Source organism: Paenibacillus sp. JNUCC-31 (assembly GCF_014844075.1).
Classification (GTDB): Bacteria; Bacillota; Bacilli; order Paenibacillales; family Paenibacillaceae; genus Paenibacillus.
Genome location: NZ_CP062165.1, coordinates 588,006 through 607,034, shown reverse-complemented (window position 1 = coordinate 607,034; position 19,029 = coordinate 588,006). Strand labels below are relative to the sequence as shown.

Sequence of the window (19,029 nt, the reverse complement as noted above, 5' to 3'; positions counted from 1 at the left end):
GAGGCGGAGTTAGAATGAACAAAAAATTATGGATTGCAGCGCTGTTGGTAACGGTTATGGCAGTTGCTGCTGGATGTGGAAGCAAGCCAACAGCAGCTCCATCTCCAAGTCAGACACAAGGTGCGGGAACAGAGAATAATGCGTCTGAAAATCAGAATGAGACGGAAACTACTGAACCTGCAATCGTGGAACCGGAGGAAACAACGACGACACCGGGTACTACAGAAGGCAGTACGGAGGGTACAACAACTACTCCATCGAGCGAAACTTCCTCGGAGAAGCCTGGAACTTCCGAAAGCAATGAGAAGAAGACCATTGATGTGTACTACACAGATCCGGAAGAGCTGGAATTGCACAAAGCAACGGCAGAACTTTCTTACGCTTCAGATGATGCCAAATACAAGGCTGCATTTGCAGCGCTGCAACAAAGCAAGGACGACAAACTCGTTCCTCTTTGGGCAAAAGAAATAGAATTGAAATCTGCTCAGTTCAAAGACGGGGCGCTTACACTGGATATCCACATGCCAGATACAGCACGTCTTGGTGCAGGTGGCGAAGTGTTTGCCATTGATGCCTTGAAACAAACGTTCTTCCAGTTTGATGAAGTCAAATCGCTTGATTTGCTGGTGGACGGCCAGCCATCCGAGAGCTTGATGGGCCATGTGGATCTTGAGCATCCAATGACACGATCCGAATAGGTTGTACAGCATGTTGTTTACCGTGAATCTGCGGAATATCGGCCGTTTTACATGAGAGAGGGGAATCACAGTTGACTTTTAAATATAACAATCCATCACACTCTAAAAAAGTAGTTTCAGCCGTGCTTGCAGGCATGATGGCCCTTAGTGCCGGCGGAGCTGCCTTGGCAGCAGAATCAACAGAAACGGGGAAAGGCCAGACTGCGACTGTAAGCAATACAGCTGCATCAACCGGCTTGTTCAGTGATATCAAGGTCGGATACTGGGCTGAGAAACATGTGTACAAGCTGGCCTACCAAGGCATTCTTCTCGGTAACAACGGCCTGTTCCGTCCGGGAGACGCGGTAACACAGCAGGAAGCTGTGACGATGGCGATCCGTTTTATGAACAAGGAGAACCAGTTGAACGACAGCACGGCTACGGCATTACCGACAAATATGGAAGTGGGAAACTATTTCAAGCCATATGTCGCTTTGGCGCTTCAACTGGGACTGATTGATAAAACCGAAGAATCTACAGTGGATGTGTCCAAAACTTCCTGGGGACAGAAACAGGCATCACGGGAATGGATTACGAAATTGCTGATCCGTTCGTTGAACAAAGATGCTGAAGCGAAGGCGCAAAACAACCAATCTACCGGATTTGCTGATAATGATAGCATTTCCCAAAGTGGAAAAGGATACATTAATCTGGCTGTAAGTCTGGATCTGGCCAAAGGTGTAGAAGGCAACAAATTTAATCCAACCGGCTCTGTAACTCGTGCCCAACTCGCTACATTCTTTAGCCGTGGCGAAACGTTAACGGATACGAAGTATGCGAATACATCTACAGGTTATGTAACAGGATTAAAAGATGGGCAGATCACGCTGGTTGTGGACGGCAAAGCTGTCAACTTCGCAGTGAACAGCAGTACACCTTACTTTACAAAAGACAGTGAATCCCGTGCATCGTCTGCGGATGTGAAGCTGTATACGAAAGTTCAGGTTGTAGGTGCTGCCGGTACAGCTTCCTATGTGGAAGTGGTTGATGCTACGCCACAGGTAGAAAGCGTTGAAGGAATTTTTGCTCGTTCATTATCAGGTAATAAAATTGGCTTGTTTGTAGGCGAGAATTATGAAACGTATAGCTATGATGAGGCAACGGCATTTATCGATCAAAACGGAAATGCAATCAAACTGTCTGATATTACAACAGACAGCACCATTGAAGTACAACGTGAGACGTTCTCGGCTGACAAAAAGACAGTCGTTATTCGTGTGAAGTCCGGTATTGTCAATAAAAGTGATAGTGGTGTCATTGCTGAAGTAACGACTTCAGCCAAAACGATTAAACTGACCAATGCAGCCGGAGCTACAGAGCAGTACACCTATAACGATAATTTGATCATTCGTTATCAGGACCGAATCCTTTCCCTGGCTGAGCTAAAAGCGGGGAGTGCTGTAAAATATACGGTGAAAGACAGTGTCCTGCAAACCATTGAATTGTCGCAAGGTGTAGAGCAGTCTGTACGCGGCACACTGGTGGAAATCGGTGGTAACCAGTCCACACTGACATTTAAACGTGAAGGTGGATCTCTGGAAGCGAAGCTGCTGGTAGAGAAGCCGGAAGTAATCATTAACGGAATACAGGATGCAACGTTGAATGATCTGATTACAGACGCAACCAATGGAGATCAGGTTGAGCTTACGTTAAATTCTGAAGATCGCGTGACGCGCATTCAAGTGGTCGGACGTCAGATGGAGCCCATGAACGGGGCATCTGTTGTATCTTACAACAGCAAAACCAAAGTATTGACGGTTCTTGACAGCAATAAAAAACCGTTTGTGTTCACGCTTGATGACAAAACGAAGCTGGACTACAATGCAACGAAGCCTACACTTGCTGGATTGGAATCGTTGTTGAATGACGGTCGCAAATTGGATCTGACATATGTGGGAACTCGTGCGCTATCCGTTAAAGTGATCTTCAAGTACGAAGGCACAATTAGCAGCATCGATACTGCGGGCAGAAAAATCAGTTTGTTGTCCGGAAACCAAACGATCACTGTGCCGTACTCCACACTTCCTTCGATTGAGATTTACAACAAGTCAGGAGCAAGTCTAAGTGATCTGAAGATCGGTGATAAAGTTACAGTTACACTGGGTTCAAACCAGGACTTCGTACAGAAAGTGGCGTTGAACACGGTGGCACAATTTGAAGTTGTGTCTGTGGAAACCAATGGCCGCGTTCGTGTAAAATCGGATGCCCTGACCAGTCAGTTCTACGTGGATCAAGCGGTTCTCACAAATGAAACTGGCCAGACGATTACGGCATCACAGCTGACAGCTGGCAACCTGATTAATGTTACTTTTGAGGGAACAACGCCAAAAGCGGTTCAAGTGGTCAAACGTACGCTGGCGGAAGTTACTTCTGTTGATGCTTCGTCAGTCACACTTAAGCTATTTAACGGTCAAAGCGAGACGGTTCCTGTGAGCGGCACTGTTAAAGTGGTCAAATCGGGATCTACGTTAACCACTCTTACCAGTCTTACTGTAGGTGACCGTGTTGAGATGACGAAGGATACGGATAATTCCACTCGTTTCAGAGTGTTGACGGTCATGAGCAAACAGTTCTGGTCTTATGATGGAGTAGGTAACCAAATTTTGGTTAAACGTGAGTCTACATCAGACACGAATTATCGTTTTGCGCTGGGAACGGGCGTATTTGTTCACCAGGGTGACAACACTTTAAGCGTGCAATCTCTCAAAGATAATGATAATATTGTATTGTATCTCCTGAACAACGTTGTACTGGAGATCCAAAAACAGTAATCGTTTCTTTTCGAGGATCAAAAGAATGACCGTCTTGATGCGGGATCTTTCCCGTATCAGGACGTTTTTTTTGCAAGATTTTGGGTTCTCCGCAAAGTACTCGAAAGAAGCTTCGAAGTAAGGCTCCACGGCGTGGAGTTATTTTGTGGGAGGTAGCTCTTCATGAATGCAGCGACTGTTAGGCATATACTCGAGACGATGGAAGCGATGTTTCCTGATGCACATTGCGAATTAAATCACAGCAATGCGTTTGAATTGACGGTAGCCGTTCTGTTGTCTGCCCAGTGCACCGACGAAACGGTAAACAAGGTAACCGCAGACTTGTTCCAAAAATACAAGAGCCCAGCCGATTATCTGGCCGTTCCTCTCGAGGAGTTGGAACAGGATATCCGGCGGATCGGTTTGTATCGTAACAAGGCCAAGCATATTCAGAACATGTGCCGAATTTTAATAGAGCAATATGGCGGAGACGTACCACAAGAACATGATCAGCTTGTTACGCTTCCTGGTGTCGGACGGAAAACCGCAAATGTAGTTGTATCGAATGCTTTTGGAGTCCCGGCGATTGCGGTGGATACGCATGTTGAACGTGTATCCAAAAGGTTGGCACTGGCAGGTTGGGATGACTCCGTACTTGAAGTCGAGAAAAAACTGATGAAGCGCGTACCCCGGGAAGAGTGGACTTTAACTCATCACCGGTTCATATTTTTTGGACGCTACCATTGCAAGGCACAGAACCCTCAATGTCATATTTGTCCATTGCTGGACATATGCAGGGAAGGGAAAAAACGTATGAAAACGTCCCAAATCAGGAAAGATAAGGAACGTGCAACAACCCCAAAACGAAAAATAAATTAATGAGCAGAAGAGGATGAGTAATTATGAAATGCATTTCCGTGTACACTGACAATTTTGAGGCCTTCTCCGATATTTTCGAACAAATCGTTGAACAGGAGATGGCTGAAAACGAAGAAAAAGAAGTAGAAGGAATCACTGTAAGTCATTCTGGTGATGTGCCTGAACATTATTTGGAGCGTATGTCTGTCAAACCAGAGGTCGTTGTGATGAGAGACAAAGGTCGTGGCATTACGATTTTGCAGCATGGACAAGTATTTGAAATTTTGCTGCCTTCAATGGAGAACGCTGTTTCATAAGAGATTTGAACCAAGGAGCCATGCTGCTTCAAGTCCAAAGGGTTATCCTCTTGGAAGGACCTATCTCGTTGGGCGTGAATGCAGCATGCTTATGAATACAATCATTTCGCAGATAAAACCGACAGGATCGGTTTTATTTTTTTATGTGGAGAATGGCTTGTGCGTATTCGTTATCAGCTTGCCTGCAATTCTAATCGTTCAATTTCAAACTTGATCATGGTAAAATAAATGAATTATAAGATAAAGACATCGGAACAGATGTCAAATTAGAGGAGCCAGGGGGAAGGCCAGTCATGTCCAGAACAGATTACCCAGTAGAGATGGCCAAACCTCTGCTTCCACTGCGAGAAGCGATGGAGCAGACAGGAGACCATACAGCTGTACAGGCATTAACGGATTTGATCAATAAAGCGGAAATGAAACAGTTAACGATTGCGTTTTGTGGACATTTCTCGGCAGGTAAATCGAGTCTAATCAACAGTTTATGCGGTAAGCGGGTTTTGCCTTCAAGTCCCGTGCCAACGAGTGCGAATGTGGTTTCCATCCGTAACGGTGAACCCAGAGCACTTATTTATACGTCGTCGAACGTAAGCGCTGACAATTCAGCGGGAGTTATTGAGGTTTCTCCAGAACAATTGGAAGAGTATTGCAAGAATGGTGGGGCATACACCTCCATTGAAGTATGGGATGACATCCCTCTTCTGAAAGATGATGCGGTATTACTTGATACGCCAGGCGTGGACTCGACCGATCAGGGGCACAGCCTGGCAACACATTCAGCACTTCATCTTGCTGATGTGGTGTTCTATGTGATGGATTATAACCATGTACAATCCGAGAGCAATCTTTCTTTTGCCAAGAGTTTATCTGATTGGGGAAAACCGTTGTTTCTTATTGTGAACCAAATTGATAAACATCGAGAGCGTGAGCTTTCGTTTGATCAATATGTAGTAGGGGTAGAAGCGATTTTTGCAGCATGGGAGGTCAGGTATGACGGGCTGTTGTTCACTTCGCTTCGAGACAAGGAGCATCGTTACAGCCAATGGAATCAGCTTCCTGAACTCATTAAGCATATGATGCAAGAAAAGGAAGGACTAATACGGCACAGTCTGGCTAGTTCGGCGAACCACATTGCAGAGCAGCACCTAACACGGAAGGCCGAGGAACGTGAGGAACAAGAAGCTGCACTTCTGGAGGAAGTTGGGGGCAAGGAAGGTATGGGACGGTTGCAACGGGAACTGGAGCTCCTGGATCAACAGGAAACGCAGCTTCGTTCTAAACCTTCACGTGAACGGGAGAAGTTTCGGGCAGAACTGGAGCCTCTTCTGGCGAATGCGAATCTGACCCCGGCAGATATTCGAACTTCCGCCGGGGAGTACTTGGAGAGCCGCAAACCTGGATTTCGGGTAGGATTACTGTTCGCTGGTGGCAAGACCGAGCAGGAGAAGCAGCGTCGCGCGGCCGAGCTTGTGAGGCTCTTGCAGGATCAGGCCTCGGGGCAAGTTGAGGTGCATATCCGTACCATGCTTAGACAGTTGGGTGAAGCCCATCAGCTATGGGGCGCAGAGTGGGAGCAGGCACTGAACGCGGAGTTGCCTGCGGTAGATGAAGCACTGCTGGAGATGAAACGGAGCGCCAGTGCAGAGGTATCTCCCGAGTATGTGCTTCAATTCAGCAAAGACATACGGGGCGAGATTGAGACCCGTTACCGCAGGGCGGCCATGATGCTGGCCGACCGTTTGCTTGAAGCGCTGGGCGCGCAGGGCGAAGCCGCGCTTCAGGCGCTGGACGCCAGCCGCGCAGCGCTGCTGGCGCAATCTGCGTCGGCGGCGCGCTACACGGCGCTGCAGCGCGCCGCCGACGCAGAGGCAGCAGGGCTGCGCAGCCTGCTGCCTGCCGCGGGCCCCCTCACCTCCGGGCTGTTGCCGGAGGTGCAGGGCCCGCCCGTGCCCGCGCATGAGCCGGGTGCTTCACCCGGCTCGCACACGGGCACGGCAGAGTCTGTGGCTGCGCAGCCACAGACTCCAGGGGCACCGCCGCCGCGCAAAGCGGCGGTGCCTGGGCAGCCGGCGGCTGGCGCACAGCGCCGCCGGCGCCTGGACGCAGCGGCGGCACGGCTGGAAGCCGCCGCTGCGCTGGTCGAGCCGTACCCCGCCATGGGGTCGGCGGTACGGGATCTGCGTGCACGCGCGGCTTCGCTTGCGGGCGGCACGTTTACGCTGGCGCTGTTCGGAGCGTTCAGCGCCGGCAAGTCCTCCTTCGCCAACGCGTTGCTCGGCGAAGCTGTACTACCGGTCTCGCCGCATCCAACGACTGCGGCAATTAACCGGATCATGGCTCCGGCAGGCGGCGCGGAGCATGGAACAGCCCGGGTCCGGATGAAGTCCCGGGACGCTTTCCAGGAAGATCTTGCGTATTCCTTCCGTTTACTCGGACTGGGCGAGCCTGGGGGAGACTGGCAAAAACGCGTCAAAACTCTTTCGCCACAGGATGTACATCCGGCGGGGCGCCCGCATTACAGCTTTTTGCAGGCAGCCGCGGCCGGATGGGAGGATACCTCGGAACAGCTTGGCCAGGATGTGCTGGTGGATCTGAACGGTTATCGAAACTTTGTGGCCAACGAGAAAAAGTCTTGCTTTGTCGACAGTATTGACCTGTACTACAGTTGTGATGTGACCGAACAAGGCATTGTGCTTGTGGATACGCCGGGTGCAGACTCCGTGAATGCCCGTCACACAGGTGTGACCTTCAATTATATGAAGAATGCGGATGCACTTATTTTCGTAACGTACTACAATCATGCCTTCTCTCAGGGAGATCGACAGTTTCTGAATCAATTGGGACGAGTGAAAGACAGCTCGGCGATGGATCAGATGTTCTTTGTAGTTAATGCAAGCGATCTGTCATCTTCTGAGGAAGAGCTGGAGCAGGTTCTGGATCATGTGAGCACACAACTGCGCAGTAACGGCATTCGGGCACCACGACTCTTTCCGGTATCCAGTATGCTGGCGATGGAAGGCAAGATTGCAAACGATGCAAAGCTGATGGAGCAATCCGGATTTATTCAGTTCGAGGAAGAATTTAACCGCTTTGCAGGCACAGAACTTGCGGATCTTGCCGTCGGCGGGGCTGCAGAAGAGATTGCACGGGTTATCAGACGACTCAAGACACGTGCCGAGGATGCGGCTCAGGGCGAAGTGGCTCTACAGCGACGTCGTGATGAATTGGGTTCAATTCAGGAGCAGTCACTTCATAGGATACAGTTGCTTGCAGAACGGTCCATGAAGGCAGAGTTGGTTCAGGAAACGGCTGAACTGCTCTTCCATGTGCGGCAGCGCCTGGGTTACCGCTTCGGCCTCTTCATGGCAGAAGCATTCCATCCGTCCGTGCTTCGGGAGGACCGCGGGAATCTGAAAGCTGCCTTCGCCGCCTGCGGACGCGAATTGCTGCGTATGATTGCCATCGAGCTGGAGCAGGAACTGCTTGCCACCACACTCAGACTCGAACAGGCAGGTCAGACTTGGCTGCACAAGCAAGTGAACGAATGTATAGATGAACTGAAACGATTATCCGGAGGCATGGATCTGTCGCTGCCACCGATTGAACGCTGGAGTACACCTGTCCTGGAAGAGGTGCGTCTGGAAGAGCCAACGGGGTGGAAAGCATATCTCGGTTATTTCCGTAATCCGAAACAGTTCTTCGAGGGAGATGGACGACAACGGCTGCAGGAGGCGCTTGATCCTGTAATAAAACAGATGATAATCGATGTTCTGCCCGCTGCGGAGAACAAGCTGATTCAGTTTTATGACAGCCAGATCGGGCAGTCTTTGCAGCATCAATCCCGTCAATTGGAAGAGAGACTTGAGGAGGCTGTAAGTGCCCTTCATGAGACACTGACCAGTGGAATTCCTGCAGAAAAGTGGGAGAGTCTGTCTGTACACCTTGGGCAGATTGAACGTGAATAAAAGGTATTGAAATCCATGTCTGTATGGAAACGGTTGTAAAACAAAATGAGTTATACAGCGATATTTTGAAATGTTGTCGTTGTACCCAAAAAGGCCCCTGCCCCTAAAGGCATACAGGGAGCCTTTTTTGATACGAACAACCTGAAAGGAAGAGAATATTCAAACATTTGATTGATAGGAGGGTATCTGCCTCCCTTAATGACGCATTAAGGTGAAAGTAGCCTGAATATGGTCGCTTATTCGCTTTGCCGCGAATGGGGGACGGTGATAAACTTCATAAATGTTCATACTGTTTTTGAACGATATAAGAGGAGGAGAGACATGGATGTTCTCAGGCAATTGCAGATCTTTTTCTGGGAGAAGCGCACGTATTTATTTTTATCGATCTTATGCCTCGCCATAGCGACCGCGCTTGGACTGGTGTATCCGAACCTGCTAAGGATACTGATTGATGACGTCATTACCCCGCGTAATTTTGAAGACGTTCCCAAACTTGCTTTGACAGTGTTAGGTGTCGTTATTTTGAAAGCGGGAATGCAATTTTTACACGGTCTTTTTGGAGGTCGCCTGGGGAACTTTCTGGCGTACCGACTTCGTAACGCCTGTTACGAAAAGCTTCAATTTTTATCCTTCCGGTATTATGATACGGCCAAAACGGGTGACTTGATGTCCCGCCTCACGGGAGATCTCGAAGCAATCCGTAACTTTATCGGATTTGGCTTCGCCCAGATTCTCAATATGGTTCTGATGGTCGTATTCGGCGCAATCATGATGATGACCATGAGCTGGAAGCTTACCCTGCTAACGCTCATATGTATTCCTCTGCTTGCCTTCGTTGCGCTGAGATTCGAATCCCGCATTCACCCAGCGTTCCAAGAAATGCGGCTCGCCCTCAGCTCACTGACGACTGCGGTACAGGAGAATATCACAGGGGTGCGCACTGTAAAATCTTTTGCGCGCGAGCCTTACGAAGTGGAGAAGTTTTCCACACGCAACGAGCGTTACAAAACAAATCAGATTCATGCAGCCACATTGTGGAGCCACTATTTTCCGATCATGGAGATTCTCGCTTCGGTCAGCGTAGTCCTGCTGCTCCTGGTTGGTGGAAACATGGTTATTCAAAAATCGTTAACACTCGGTCAACTCGTTGCCTTTTTCAGTTTGATCTGGTACATAATCGGTCCAATGTGGAACCTTGGTTTCCATATCAACAACTATACGCAATCCAAAGCATCGGGTGAACGGGTGTTGGAACTGTTGAATACGCCGGTAGATGTGCAAGAGACAGAAGATCCAGTCATTGTGGAGGCTGATCAAGTCAATGGGCATGTAACCTTTGAATCCGTTACCTTTGCTTACGGCAATAAAATGCCGGCAGTAACCGATATTAACTTTGATGCACCACCAGGCTCCGTCATCGGTTTCCTGGGAGGAACAGGTTCGGGTAAATCGACCATTATTCAGCTCCTGATGCGTGCATACAACGTGAACTCGGGAACCATCAAGCTGGACGGCAAAAATATTAAGGACATTGGAATTCGCAGCTTGCGGAGTCAGATTGCTTCTGTGTTCCAGGAAACGTTCCTGTTCTCTTCCAGCATTCGAAACAACATTTCATATGGACTCAAGAATGTAACAATGGAAGAAATTATTCGCGCAGCCAAACTTGCCAAAGCCCATGAGTTCATCATGGAATTCCCTGAAGGATACGATACGGTTGTTGGCGAACGCGGTATGGGCTTGTCGGGAGGACAGAAACAGCGGATAGCGATTGCGAGGGCTTTACTCAAGAATCCGAAAATTCTCGTTCTGGATGATGCAACGAGTGCAGTCGACATGGAGACCGAACATGAAATTCAATCCGGGTTCCAGGAAGTCATGCGTGGAAGAACGACGTTTATCATTGCACATCGGATCTCTTCATTACGTCACGCAGATGAGATACTGGTGCTGGATGAAGGACGGGTCGTTCAACGTGGTACACACAAACGTCTCATTGCAGAGCCGGGGCCTTACCGGGACGTATATGAGATTCAATACGCAGATTATATTGCCCGCGGTAAGCGGGAGGCTGGGGAGCAGGTGAATTCATGAGTGCCGAAACGGTAGCCGATAGGCGCGAGGCTAAAGAAGCCTCTGACAAGAAAATGAATGAACGTTTTGTATATCAGGATGATGAAATCATAGAAAAACCGTTTAACTGGCGGGAATTCGGACGATTGTTCTCATATATGAAACCTTATGCAAGACAACTGTTACCACTCATTATCCTCATGATGATTTTGGGCACGATTACGAAATTGTCTGTTCCATTCCTGATCAGTTTGGCGATTGATAAAGCGATTGCACCTGCAACGGGGATGCCAAGCTTGACGATGCTTTATATTATTGCTGGTTCTGTGCTTGTGTTGTACCTGATTCAATGGGCGGCCAATACGTACCGAATCAAATTGACGAACATTATCGGGCAACGGGTCATCTACGATCTTCGTTCGGATCTGTTCAAACATATCCAGAAGCTGTCTTTTAACTTTTTTGATAAAAGACCTGCGGGTTCGGTTCTGGTGCGTATCACCAATGACATCAACTCCCTGCAGGATCTATTCACCAACGGTGCGGTAAACGTTATGATTGACTGTGTGCAGCTGCTCGGAATTATCGTTATCCTGCTGCTGATCAACTGGAAACTGGGTCTTGCGGTCATTATTACCGTTCCGCTCATGTTTATCATTTCGACCAAACTACGCGTGTTGATCCGCCGAGCATGGCAGGATGTACGTATGAAGAACTCCCGTATCAATTCCCATTTGAATGAATCCATTCAGGGGATTCGGGTAACTCAGGCGTATACACAGGAAAAAGAGAACATCAAATATTTTGACAACATGAATCTGTCGAGCAAAAAATCCTGGGACAGAGCATCGGCCATGAATCAGGGGTTTGGTCCTCTGATTGAAATTACGGGCGGATTCGGGACGTTAATCCTGTTCTGGTTTGGTGCTTACCTGATTCAAGAAGGGCAGCTGACGATCGGATTGCTTGTTGCCTTTGCCAACTATGTCGGTAACTTCTGGGACCCGATTAATCGTCTGGGGCAAATGTACAATCAGCTGCTCGTTGCGATGGCTTCCTCTGAACGGATCTTCGAGTTTATGGATGAGGAGCCGAGTATTGCAGATAAACCTGGGGCCAAGCCGCTTGCTTCTATTAAAGGAGATGTTGTATTCGACAATGTGGTGTTTGAATATGAGAAAGGCAGACAGGCGCTTAAAGGAATCAGTTTCTCTGCAAGTGCAGGACAATCGATTGCTCTTGTAGGTCATACGGGTTCCGGTAAAAGTACCATTATCAATCTCATCAGCCGGTTCTATGACATATCTAGCGGACGACTCACCATTGACGGTCAGGATGTAAGGGACGTAACGGTAGAAAGTTTGCGCAGCCAAATCAGTATTGTGTTGCAGGATACGTTTATCTTCTCTGGCACCATTCGAGACAATATTCGTTTTGGACGGCTGGACGCAACCAATGAAGAAGTGGAAGAAGCTGCGAAGGCTGTAAATGCGCATGAATTCATTATGAAGCTGCCCGGGGGATATGATACCGAAGTGGAGGAACGCGGGAATGTATTATCCATGGGGCAACGGCAATTGTTATCCTTCGCCCGCGCCTTGCTTGCAGACCCTCGGATCTTGATACTGGATGAAGCGACGGCCAGTATAGATACCGAAACGGAGCTCAAAATTCAGGAGGCTTTGAAAGTGCTGCTGCAAGGAAGAACTTCCTTTATGGTAGCCCACCGTCTCTCGACGATCCGAAATGCAGATAAGATCATTGTGCTGGATCATGGCGAAATTAAGGAAGAAGGAAACCATGAGCAACTTATCCAGAAACAAGGGGTTTATAATGGCTTAATAGAAGCTCAATACAGATTTTTGTAAATGAACACCTGTCCATATATACTTTAGACTTTTTTTGACGGACACTCCGGTAACCTCAATCCCTATTTACTTCAAGAAGCAATTGTTTTATTGAAGGCAGGGATAAGGCATACCGTGAGTGTCTTTTGTTTATTTATGTTATCTTTTAAAGATAACCGATAGGAACGAATCAGGATGGCTGGAGGGAGAACGATGCAGGAAGATTATAGCGAAACCCAGTGTAACGTTTTGACCAATTGGATCATCTCCATCAAACTGCCGGGTCAGTTGGTTGAGGCCAATGTTCATTCACTGGATGATAGCGGAGTGTATCATATGACCTTTTCCGAGAGAAAAATCGGCAAATACAAGTTGGGAGAACTTTAGGGAAGTAGGCTTCATCAAGTTTATGACCGAATGTTGACTAACATTAGAATTACAACCTTAAATTTGGGAGGAATGGAAGGAGTATCGAATCTATAAGCGGTAATTGTAAAAATTGATCGAAAAAAAACAAAAAATCTTGTAAAATTCACAAGAAAAATAGGGAGCACTCTTGCATTCTTTAACCAAAACCCCGAAAATAGAGAGATAGATATAGAAGATTTCTCTTTGGGAGGATTGGAAAGAACATGTGGGGTGCTCCTTTTACGGCTCAAGCCAAAAAAATGCTGCTTTTGGGCAGTGGAGAATTGGGAAAAGAGGTCGTTATTGAGGCTCAAAGACTGGGAGTAGAGACGATCGCTGTCGATCGTTACGACAACGCACCTGCAATGCAGGTTGCTCATCGGTCATACTGCATCGACATGTTAAATGCCGAAGCTTTGAAACAATTGATCCGTAAGGAACAACCTCATTACATCGTACCTGAGATTGAAGCTATCGCAACAGAAGCTTTATTGGAGCTTGAGGAAGAGGGATTTTGTGTCGTGCCTACCGCGCGAGCTGCACGTCTAACCATGGACCGCGAAGGCATCCGTCGTCTTGCAGCCGAACAACTGAATCTTCCAACAGCGGCCTACCTTTTTGCGGACAACCTGGAACAGCTTCAGGAAGCCGTACGTGAACTTGGCACACCTTGTGTGATTAAACCACTGATGAGTTCTTCCGGCAAAGGGCAGAGTGTTTGCCATACACCGGATGACGTGGAGGATTGCTGGAACATCGCTCTTTCGGGAGCTCGTGGCAAATCCGTACGAGTCATTGTGGAGAGCTTTGTGAAGTTTGACAGTGAAATTACGCTGTTAACTGTACGTTCCGTATCAGGAACCGTATTCTGTCCTCCAATTGGTCACATTCAGAAGGATGGGGATTATGTCGAATCCTGGCAGCCTCATGCCATGACTTCTGAGCAATGGGAACAAGCTTGTCATATCGCCAAATCGGTTACAGATGAACTTGGCGGTTACGGACTGTTCGGCGTTGAATTATTTCTGACACCAGACGGTGTTGTGTTCAGCGAAGTATCTCCTCGCCCGCATGATACGGGCATGGTTACCATGGTGACGCAAGACAGTTCCGAGTTTGCGCTGCATGTACGTGCAATTCTTGGTTTTCCGGTCACAGATGTACATCTGCTGACACCGGGAGCTTCAGCTACGCTGAAGGCTAATGATGAAACATCTGACTTTACTATAGGCGGGATTGAAGAAGCGCTTGCGCTTCCTCGCACTCAGGTTCGTGTATTTGGCAAGCCTGAAACCAAAGTGGGACGCCGTATGGCCGTAGCATTAAGCGCCGGTTCAGATGTGGAAGAAGCTCGTAAAACTGCGGTTCAAGCCGCTAATATGCTGAAAGTGGAGGTAAATCATGTCCAATAATGTTGAGGCCCCTGTACTGATGATCCGGGAGTGTGAACTGCGAGATGCTGAAGCGGTAACGGGACTGATGCGAGAGGTTAGCTATCCGACAACAGCTAATGTTATGAAAGAGCGCATTGAATGTTTGGAGAGCAATCCTAACGCATGCATGCTTGTTGCCGAAGTGGATGAACAAATTATTGGTGTGATTGGCTTGCAGTGTGTGCAAAGTCATGCCTATCCGGAACCTGCTGCCCAAATCACGTCCTTGATCGTAGGTCAGGAGCACCGTGGAGGCGGGATTGGCCGTCGTCTGATGGCTCGTGCTGAGGACTGGGGCAGACAACAAGGCGGGAAACAATTGTTTGTCACAGGTGCGAATCGCGAAGTGACTTCAACGGCATATTCTTTTTATGAGCACATTGGCTTCCAGAAGAGAGGCTATCGTTTCAGTAAAGTTCTTCTATAGAAAAAATTTCATTATATCGTGATCTTCACGTTCTGGTGTGGTGAATGATAAATAGATGGTGAATGGCATTCGGCGAGCAGTTTTTTGTCCGAATGCCGTTTTTTTATGCAATTTTTCTTGAATTGATGTGATTAATCATTAAATATGCAGTGTTCTTAAGCGATTCCTGACGATGATGCAATGGGATTGAACCGTCAGATCTGTTTTGAAAGAGGTCCTAAAAATGACAAAAAAGTTACTTTTCCATATTTTATAGGTTCACATTCTACTTATGAATTGATATACTCCTAGAGTATTAATTACAAAGTTGTCATAACTAATTTCTAAGGAGATGAATTGAATTTGAAGAAGAAATGGATGAAAACCGTCGTGACCAGCAGTCTGACAGCCGTACTTGCCGTAGGGATTATGCTCCCTGCTTCCGCTTCTGCTGCAGATGTATCATATAAGACTACAACGTATAAAATTACGAGTGCAGAGAGTCTAAAAGCATACATTGAACAATGGTTGAAAGATAATGGTTACACTGTATCCACTGGCGAAGGGCAAACAACGGTAGAGAAGCCTGCAACACAGCCTGATCAAGCCACTAAACCTGCTCAACCGACAGCACCTGCAAAACCGGTAACACCTGCAAAACCAACTCCAGAGAAGAAACCGGCAACTACACCTGCCAAAGATCCTTCAAATACTGGAAATGGAACGACTACAGGCAATACAAACAACAGTGGCAGTGAGAGCACACAATCGGATTTTGCAGCTCAGGTCGTAAAACTGGTTAACGCTGAACGTGCCAAAGCAGGTCTGAGCGCATTGGCTTCCGATGCTCTTTTGGACAAAGTGGCTTTAGCCAAAGCGAAAGATATGAGCAACAACAATTATTTTGACCACCAATCACCAACCTATGGTTCTCCGTTTGACATGATGAAACAATTCGGAGTAACTTACAGCTATGCTGGCGAGAATATCGCGCAAGGGCAAAAAACACCTCAAGAGGTTGTTACAGCTTGGATGAATAGTGAAGGCCACCGTGCGAATATCCTGAGCAAAAACTTTACCAAAATTGGTGTTGGATATTACAACGGATATTGGGCTCAAGAATTTATCGGCAATTAATCATTTTTATTGAAGAATAATCTGGTTTAATTCAAAAAAAGGCTATGTCATCACGGCTTGAAGCTGTGCGTGACATGGCTTTTTTTGTGTAAAAACGTATTGGATACCGAATTCCACTTATATAACAGCAAAATTTGCAAATTAACGACAGAACATTTATGTTATTTAGAAAAAGCGTCATCTTAATGTAAAATCATTTTAAATTTTAAGTACCCGGCCAGGTGTACATGAGCGGAGATGTGATGAATGAAAAAAAGAAATCTTGATTCAGCGCCATGGATCTGGAGAACCATCAGTACAGTATCCATATTGACAACATTGCTGCTGTTATTTGGATTTGGGTATGCCATCAAAGACGTCATTTTTCCAGAGGGAGATGCCAAGTTAGGGAAAGGACAGCAGACAATGACACCTGCGAAGGGTAACGGGCAGTCAGCACCTGTGGTGAAAGATGGCAAAATTCGAATGGCTGTAATCGGTGATTCCCTGGCAAGAGGTACGGGGGATGATGAGGGGCTTGGTTTTGTAAGGAGAGCAGGCAATTTGCTCAAAGATCAGGGATATGATGTGCAAGTGCTCAACAATATGGGTGTGAACGGTTTGAGAACAGACGCATTGTTGAGCAAGCTGGATGAAAAAGGCGTACGTTATGTCTTACAACAGTCCAACTTTATTCTGTTATCGATCGGAGCCAATGATCTGTTCCAGGGTGGACAAGTCTTACAGGGAGAAGATCCTCCAACTGCAGAGACACTTGCGGCCGCATTGCCCGAGACATCGAAGCGTTTGCAGGAGATTTTGAAGAAAGTGAAAGGAATTAACCCTGATGCACAGATTGCCTACATAGGGCTATACAACCCGTTTGGTGATGTGAAAGAACTCAAAGGGCCGGGAAATGCGGTTGTAGCAGCATGGAACAATGCTGCACTGAAGGTTATGAACAACGAGGACAAGATGACACTCGTGCCTACATTTGATCTGTTTGAAAATCATCTGGGACAGTATCTGTCATCAGATCATTTCCATCCCAATGGAGAAGGATACGAGCAGATTGCCGCTCGGGTTGCGCAGGAATATCAGGCAGAGACTCCAGCAGAAGGGAGCGGAAAATAAATGGCACAAGAACAGACTGATCCCGTATTGTCCGTGCAGCATCTGAAGAAAAAGATTGGACGCAAGTGGATCATTAAGGATGTTACGTTTGACGTTAAACCAGGTGAAATTTTTGGCTTTCTGGGACCCAATGGTGCCGGGAAGACTACAACTATCCGGATGTTAGTCGATCTGATTAAACCGACGGAAGGCAAGATTAAAGTCTGTGGTTATGATGTAAATCGTGATCCTGAAAGAGCCCTGAAATACGTGGGATCCATTGTGGAGAACCCGGAGGTCTACACATATTTGACCGGATGGGAGAACCTGGAGCATTTTGCCCGAATGCAGCCTGGCGTGGATAATGACCGTATTCAGGAAGTTGTGGATATTGTGCGGCTCGATCAGCGGATTCATGATAAAGTAAGAACCTACTCTCTGGGAATGCGTCAACGCCTTGGTATTGCACAGGCTCTGCTTGGACACCCGCGACTGCTGATACTGGATGAACCTACGAATGGACTTGACCCCAAAGGGATTAAGGAACTTCGTGTCTTTATCAAACAGCTTGCAAGTGAAGGTATGGCTGTATTCGTCAGCAGTCATTTGCTCAGTGAGATTCAGCTTCTCTGTGACAGAGTCGCCATTATCAGTGCAGGACGTGTGCTGGCAGTTGGAGGCGTCAATGAACTGATTGAAGACCATTCCAAATTGGCAATATGGCATGTTACGCCGCTGGAAGAAGGCAAAAAAATGCTGCTGGATGCAGGTGTTTCCCTCGTAGATCGGCCTGCGGATGTTATGGATGATACCATTGTTGCAGGGCTAGGTCCGAATGCTGTCGTTGCTGAAATGCATGAAGATCGGATTCCGGCACTGGTACAGCAGATGGTACAAGCCGGAATTCAGGTTGAAGGCGTACAGCGGATTCAGCCTACGCTGGAACAGTTATTCTTAAAAATGACAGAAGGTGAATCCATTGAGTAACATTATGCCGCTGATCCGCAACGAAACGATCAAGATGGTCAAGAAGAAACGTCTTTATATTATTTTTATTGTACTGGCGGTCCTGGTACCAATGTTTACGTATGCCCAGATGAAATCTGCAGAAAATAATCGTGACAAGTTTGGTGGCGACTGGCGGCTGGAACTGCAACAGGCTATTACGGATAATCAGAACTCGCTTGGCAGTGACCGGGTACCTGAAGAATACAAAAAGTACAGGACAGTGTACATCCAGCAAATGCAATACTATCTGGAGAATGACATCAATCCGAAGGAGCCTGGCGGTGTAACTTTTACGAGGGAATTCATGAATAACGCCGTTGGACTGTTCATCCCGCTGCTCATTATGGCGATTGCTTCCGACCTGGTGTCCGGTGAGCGTACCACAGGAACGATAAAAATGCTCCTAACCCGACCGGTAAAACGCTGGAAAGTATTGCTGAGCAAGCTCATTACACTGATTATGTTTGTGTCAATTATCGTGGTGTCGGCGTACATTATCTGTTATGTGATATCGGGAGCGGTGTTCGGATATAAAGGTTTCGGCATGCCGATTTTTACCGGATTCAAGGTTGTGGGCACAGATGTTGATATGTCGGCAGTCCATGCTGTGGACCAATGGCTATACATGTTGATGCAGGCTGGACTGATCTGGTTTGTCAGTGTAATTGTGGCGATGCTTGCATTCATGGTCTCAGTCTTAGTGCGAAGTACAGCTGCAAGTATTGTCATTATGATGGCAGCACTCATCGCAGGAACCATTCTCACCAGCATGGCTGCCTCCTGGCAGTCAGCGAAATATCTGTTTATGGTGAATCTCGAACTACCGGATTATTTGTCTGGCGGATTGCCGCCAATTGAAGGGATGAATTTGGGTTTTTCCCTTATTGTGCTTAGCGTTTGGGGCATTGCTTCACTCTTTGTGTCATTCATTGTCTTTACGAAACGGGATATCTTGAATTAAAATGGACAAGGATAAGAAAACATCTGTTTGCATTTCA

General features: G+C 47.3%; 14 protein-coding genes. All 14 read left to right on the top strand.

Features of this window, described 5'->3' with window-relative positions; all coding sequences use genetic code 11:
* Positions 1-14: 14 nt before the first annotated feature.
* The 14 genes from JNUCC31_RS02445 (at position 15) to JNUCC31_RS02380 (ending at position 18,992) form a co-directional block, all read left to right on the top strand.
* A complete protein-coding gene (locus tag JNUCC31_RS02445; protein WP_192268249.1) occupies positions 15-698 on the top strand; it encodes a GerMN domain-containing protein in 684 nt (227 codons plus the stop codon).
* 71 nt (positions 699-769) lie between these two features.
* The gene (locus JNUCC31_RS02440; protein ID WP_192268247.1) at positions 770-3,508 is read left to right on the top strand and encodes an S-layer homology domain-containing protein; all 2,739 of its coding nucleotides are present in this window, start codon (positions 770-772) and stop codon (positions 3,506-3,508) included.
* A gap of 162 nt (positions 3,509-3,670) precedes the next feature.
* Positions 3,671-4,366: an endonuclease III gene (gene nth, locus JNUCC31_RS02435; RefSeq protein WP_192268245.1), complete on the top strand. Its 696-nt coding sequence runs from the start codon at positions 3,671-3,673 to the stop codon at positions 4,364-4,366.
* A gap of 23 nt (positions 4,367-4,389) precedes the next feature.
* Entirely contained in the window at positions 4,390-4,662 is a 273-nt protein-coding gene (locus JNUCC31_RS02430) for an NAD/NADP transhydrogenase alpha subunit (protein ID WP_192268243.1), read from the top strand.
* Positions 4,663-4,955: 293 nt separating this feature from the next.
* Positions 4,956-8,627: a dynamin family protein gene (locus JNUCC31_RS02425; RefSeq protein WP_192268241.1), complete on the top strand. Its 3,672-nt coding sequence runs from the start codon at positions 4,956-4,958 to the stop codon at positions 8,625-8,627.
* 321 nt (positions 8,628-8,948) lie between these two features.
* A complete protein-coding gene (locus tag JNUCC31_RS02420) occupies positions 8,949-10,721 on the top strand; it encodes an ABC transporter ATP-binding protein (protein WP_192268239.1) in 1,773 nt (590 codons plus the stop codon).
* Entirely contained in the window at positions 10,718-12,568 is a 1,851-nt protein-coding gene (locus JNUCC31_RS02415) for an ABC transporter ATP-binding protein (protein WP_192268237.1), read from the top strand. Before JNUCC31_RS02420 ends, JNUCC31_RS02415 begins: the two co-directional genes overlap by 4 nt.
* A 192-nt stretch (positions 12,569-12,760) precedes the next feature.
* Positions 12,761-12,934 (top strand): hypothetical protein, encoded by a 174-nt coding sequence (locus JNUCC31_RS02410; RefSeq protein ID WP_192268235.1) that lies wholly within the window; start codon positions 12,761-12,763, stop codon positions 12,932-12,934.
* 245 nt (positions 12,935-13,179) lie between these two features.
* Positions 13,180-14,367 (top strand): formate-dependent phosphoribosylglycinamide formyltransferase, encoded by a 1,188-nt coding sequence (purT, locus tag JNUCC31_RS02405; protein ID WP_192268233.1) that lies wholly within the window; start codon positions 13,180-13,182, stop codon positions 14,365-14,367.
* Entirely contained in the window at positions 14,357-14,815 is a 459-nt protein-coding gene (locus tag JNUCC31_RS02400; RefSeq protein WP_192268231.1) for a GNAT family N-acetyltransferase, read from the top strand. Before purT ends, JNUCC31_RS02400 begins: the two co-directional genes overlap by 11 nt.
* A 342-nt stretch (positions 14,816-15,157) precedes the next feature.
* On the top strand, positions 15,158-15,931 hold the full coding sequence (locus JNUCC31_RS02395) for a CAP domain-containing protein (protein WP_228469458.1): 774 nt from the start codon (positions 15,158-15,160) through the stop codon (positions 15,929-15,931).
* 246 nt (positions 15,932-16,177) lie between these two features.
* Positions 16,178-17,044 carry a GDSL-type esterase/lipase family protein gene (locus JNUCC31_RS02390; RefSeq protein WP_192268229.1) on the top strand — a complete coding sequence of 289 codons (867 nt, stop codon included), beginning with the start codon at positions 16,178-16,180 and terminating at the stop codon, positions 17,042-17,044.
* Positions 17,045-18,010, top strand: coding sequence for an ABC transporter ATP-binding protein (locus JNUCC31_RS02385; protein WP_192268227.1), 966 nt, complete (start codon positions 17,045-17,047; stop codon positions 18,008-18,010). It abuts the gene before it with no gap.
* Positions 18,003-18,992: an ABC transporter permease gene (locus tag JNUCC31_RS02380; protein WP_192268225.1), complete on the top strand. Its 990-nt coding sequence runs from the start codon at positions 18,003-18,005 to the stop codon at positions 18,990-18,992. Before JNUCC31_RS02385 ends, JNUCC31_RS02380 begins: the two co-directional genes overlap by 8 nt.
* Positions 18,993-19,029: the final 37 nt, after the last annotated feature.